We start from the raw sequence: 3,712 nt of genomic DNA, 5'->3' as shown, positions 1-3,712 counted from the left end.
GGACTTAAGCCAAATTGAGTTAGCAAGAATATTAAATATTTCTCAAACCAACTTGTCTGCAATGGAAAACGGTAGGCGTCCTATTGGTAAGGAACTTGCTAAACGAATAGCTGAAAAATTTGAAATTGATTATCGCAATTTTTTATAGGATAACTATGGAAAAGAGAATTGAGTAGCGAGTTAATCGATACCCTCAGATGCCGCCAAGATCTTTATAATCAAATACAGTCTTTATTTCACCACAATGATCTAATCACGTTGCTTTACGATCCATATAGCACGCAAGTTCTATGGGAAGTTCAATTGCTAATTGTTTTGCAATGTAGCGGACAGCCTCATTGGGTACATCAATTGGATTTACAAGAAAAGCTCCAAGGAATCTAACTGTCATTAATTGTATTGCGTATCCCAGTTTATTGTAATCACGGCGACATGCGTCGATTAATTCCTTGTCCTTATCATCCAAGTAAAAATATTTATCAAGTTGATCTTGAGTCAGTGTTTCAGGATATTTTGCATAGGGCTGACATTGCTCATCGGTTAAAAAATCAACAGGCATGTATGTCTCATAAAACGACCGTTTTTTAGGACTAAAAGAATTGTTGATCAGCAGATCAGATCATCTCATGTAAAATAAGGGACATCCAAATTAGTTTTGTCCTATAAATTTGTTCTATTATCAAAGTTCTGTAAACTTAATAAATATTTAATTTATGGAACTCATCATGTCAAAATTAATTGGTTATGCACGAGTCAGTACTTATGATCAAAATTTGGACTTACAAATTGATGCATTAAAAAAAGCGGGTTGTGAACGACAAAATATTTTTATAGATAAGATTTCAGGATCTAAGTCAGATCGCCCTGGATTAAATAATTGTTTGGGGAAATTAGAATCAGATGATGTATTGGTTGTTTGGCGGTTGGATAGATTAGGGCGTTCAATGACTCACTTGGTTTCATTGGTCGAGATGTTAAAAGAAAAATCTATTGGATTTAAATCATTATGTGATGGATCTATAGATACTACTACGGCCTCCGTTGAGTTGGTATTTAACATTTTTTCTTCTATGGCGCAGTTTGAAAGGCGACTAATTCAAGAACGAACCCAAGCGGGACTTACTTCTGCTCGTGCAAGAGGACGGGTAGGAGGAAGACCCAGAATTAATATAGAGAATCCGAAAATAAAATTAGCAATAAAAATGCATCAGGATAAAGGTTATGAAATCAGTGATATTTGCAGCACTTTAAATATATCCAGATCAACTTTATATAGATATCTATCATTAGTTTCTTCTCCAAATGAGACAATAAGATGATCTTACTGGCGACACCATTCTTGAAATATAGAACCAGGTACTATATAATTACACATATAATAAAAAGAACTATGGAATGTTATTTTGCGGATTTTTAAAAACAAATGGTTTACTAAATTTGCAAAGAAAGAACGTATTTTAGATTCTCAATTATGTAATTTAATAAAAGAAATTGAAAAAGGGCTAGTTGATGTTGATTATGGAGGTGGCGTTATAAAGCAAAGGCTTGGCAGAGCAAATCAAGGAAAGTCGAGTGGTTATCGGTGTATTATTTTATATCGATATAAAGATCTTGCTTTTTTGGTGTATGGATTTCCAAAAAATGAACGTGACAATATAAGCCAGGAAGAAGAACAAATATTTAAAGATTTATCTCAGCAGATGCTTGGCTTTTCTGGTGATGACATTGAGCGATTGCTCCAATCAGGTGCACTTGTGGAGGTACTATATGAGCACAAATAAAACATATAAAAGTGAGGTTTTTGAGGCCGTACATGAAACGGTCGTTGATATGTTTGATGCGGGTGTTATTGATAAAAAAACAATGCGGCAATTTGATCGCGCCTGTTTAACCCCGATACATGAATTTTTACCTGTGGAAATAAAAGCATTGCGTGAACGAGAAAATGTGAGCCAACCCATATTTGCGTATTGTCTTAATGTATCTAAAGATCTTATTAGTCAATGGGAGAGGGGGCTTAAAAAACCCGCGGGCACTTCTTTGAAATTACTTTCTTTAATAGAAAAAAAAGGACTAAACGCTATATTATAAGTGATTGATTAAACCAAAGGCGTTTTGGGTCAGCGGATTTTCATAGGTGAGTTTGGTTTGTGATGGTCTCATTTGCTATGAATTACATTAGAACCGCACTATCTACTCGATATTTGAAAAAAGTGCTGGGATTTTAAACTTTGATGAAATCGCCCTGCTTAATTATCAAGTTTAATCAATTGTGAATTTTATCTTAATTATTTTTAACTTATTATAGCTCTCAATACTTCATAAGGATTCTATTAGAAAAATATTATGCTAGATCAACAAGAAAATAACGACAATCAATTTTTTTTCTCTGATGGTTCTTTCTCCGAAACTTTTTTAAATTTAGAATCTCAAGAACAGGTGCAACTGACTGAGGAATTACTAAACTCTAAGATTGATCTTGCTACCATTTAAAAGACATGCCGAAGACAAATAAAGAGTATAATTTTTATAACTTTTTGAGGTGTGAAATGAGTAAACGAACATTAAGAACTTACGATAAAGAATTTAAATTAAATTCAGTACAATTGTTTTTAGAAAGTGGACGTAGTTATAAGGAAATTAGCGCAGAAATGGGTATTCCCTCAGCTACGTTAGCTACTTGGGTAGAAAGCTATAAAAAAGAAGGGTTAGAGGCATTTCCTGGCAAAGGCTATTTAAAACCTTCTGATTTAGAAGTAGCGCAATTACGTGCTTATTTGGTGAAGATGATGTCAAGCAGTTTACTAATGAAAATGAAGAGTCCGGTGAAACAGAAGTCGACAGTGAACGTTTTATCAAAAAGCTTAAATCAGCTTCAGAAGATCAACGAGAACAATTAATTGAGTTTGCTAGTCAATACTCTATAGTAGGTACCAAAAAAATCGAAGTAAAAAAACTTTTTCAATTAGGAAAATGGCAACAACATTTTACTAAAGTGAGTCAAGTTTCAAATTTAATTTTAAAAGGTGTTATCACTAAGAATGTGTTAACTTCTTTTTTGAATGGGAATTATGAAGAGACAGCTGTTAATTTGGGGTTTCTGGGAGGAAGTGCTTTTTTGGGTCAGTTATCTCAAGAATTGCACGTTATGGGTGAAGCCTTTGTATTGCAAGGGAAAACCTTATTAGGTAACGGATTCAAAGCGGCCTCTCCTTTTTTTAAAAGGGGCACGTCTGCTTTTATGGTGTACGATTTAGTTCAAGCAGTCAAGGAATTAAATTCAAATGATTCAGCGGCTTTAGTCCGCATAGTGGGTGATAGCATTTACATTGGTGTCGATATTGCAGAAATAGGTATCGAAACCGCAGAAGTTTTTGGGCTTTTTGAAGGCGTTTCTGCTATTACGGGTCCAATAGGTGAGGCGATAGGTGCTGTAGTTTTTTTAGGTATGGATATTTATCAGGCTGTACAACATGTTAAGCAGATTGATGCGATGCTGCACTTAACAGGCGGTGAAAAATTTCGTGAGGGTGTACGTGCATTTTTGGGGATGAGTATTGAAAGCTATCTTGAAGATCTTATCCACGAGAAACAATTTTATGAAGAAGTAATAAAGCAAAAATGGGAGTTTTTAAGACAGCACTCCATGATAAAAAATTATTTTTTTCCTACTGAGAAACAAGTTTGTCGCAAGGTTTCTTATTTACAAGCA

8 protein-coding genes are annotated in these 3,712 nt (G+C 34.4%); 7 read left to right on the top strand and 1 reads right to left on the bottom strand.

Annotated features, from left to right (window positions below):
• Positions 1-13 precede the first annotated feature (13 nt).
• Positions 14-148 (top strand): helix-turn-helix domain-containing protein, encoded by a 135-nt coding sequence (locus WA877_RS09805; RefSeq protein WP_425170737.1) that lies wholly within the window; start codon positions 14-16, stop codon positions 146-148.
• Between the two features lie 105 nt (positions 149-253).
• Here WA877_RS09805 and WA877_RS09800 read toward each other — a convergent pair whose 3' ends face one another.
• Positions 254-559: a DUF4158 domain-containing protein gene (locus tag WA877_RS09800; protein WP_425170736.1), complete on the bottom strand. Its 306-nt coding sequence runs from the start codon at positions 557-559 to the stop codon at positions 254-256.
• Positions 560-725: 166 nt separating this feature from the next.
• On the opposite strand from WA877_RS09800, the gene WA877_RS09795 reads away from it, so the two are divergent.
• From WA877_RS09795 to WA877_RS09770, 6 genes are all read left to right on the top strand, one after another.
• The gene (locus WA877_RS09795; protein ID WP_425170735.1) at positions 726-1,319 is read left to right on the top strand and encodes a recombinase family protein; all 594 of its coding nucleotides are present in this window, start codon (positions 726-728) and stop codon (positions 1,317-1,319) included.
• An 84-nt stretch (positions 1,320-1,403) separates the two neighbouring features.
• Complete coding sequence (locus tag WA877_RS09790; protein ID WP_425170734.1) at positions 1,404-1,781, top strand: type II toxin-antitoxin system RelE/ParE family toxin; 378 nt, start codon at positions 1,404-1,406, stop codon at positions 1,779-1,781.
• The gene (locus tag WA877_RS09785) at positions 1,768-2,091 is read left to right on the top strand and encodes a helix-turn-helix domain-containing protein (protein ID WP_015444995.1); all 324 of its coding nucleotides are present in this window, start codon (positions 1,768-1,770) and stop codon (positions 2,089-2,091) included. The genes WA877_RS09790 and WA877_RS09785 overlap by 14 nt, the downstream gene beginning before the upstream one ends.
• Positions 2,092-2,346: 255 nt before the next feature.
• Positions 2,347-2,493: a hypothetical protein gene (locus WA877_RS09780; protein WP_425170733.1), complete on the top strand. Its 147-nt coding sequence runs from the start codon at positions 2,347-2,349 to the stop codon at positions 2,491-2,493.
• Positions 2,494-2,549: 56 nt separating this feature from the next.
• Entirely contained in the window at positions 2,550-2,900 is a 351-nt protein-coding gene (locus tag WA877_RS09775; RefSeq protein ID WP_425170732.1) for a transposase, read from the top strand.
• Between the two features lie 143 nt (positions 2,901-3,043).
• Positions 3,044-3,712 (top strand): hypothetical protein (locus tag WA877_RS09770; RefSeq protein ID WP_425170731.1); only part of this gene is annotated, 669 nt, incomplete at its 3' end.

This window comes from Legionella sp. (assembly GCF_049790535.1).
Classification (GTDB): domain Bacteria; phylum Pseudomonadota; class Gammaproteobacteria; order Legionellales; family Legionellaceae; genus Legionella.
This window is presented reverse-complemented; position numbering and strand designations above follow the sequence as displayed.

Bases quoted from the DNA above. Each gene is read 5' to 3' on its own strand.
- WA877_RS09800 (WP_425170736.1), bottom strand. From the start codon at position 559: ATGCCTGTTGATTTTTTAACCGATGAGCAATGTCAGCCCTATGCAAAA.
- WA877_RS09795 (WP_425170735.1), top strand. From the start codon at position 726: ATGTCAAAATTAATTGGTTATGCACGAGTCAGTACTTATGATCAAAAT.
- WA877_RS09785 (WP_015444995.1), top strand. From the start codon at position 1,768: ATGAGCACAAATAAAACATATAAAAGTGAGGTTTTTGAGGCCGTACAT.
- WA877_RS09780 (WP_425170733.1), top strand. From the start codon at position 2,347: ATGCTAGATCAACAAGAAAATAACGACAATCAATTTTTTTTCTCTGAT.
- WA877_RS09775 (WP_425170732.1), top strand. From the start codon at position 2,550: ATGAGTAAACGAACATTAAGAACTTACGATAAAGAATTTAAATTAAAT.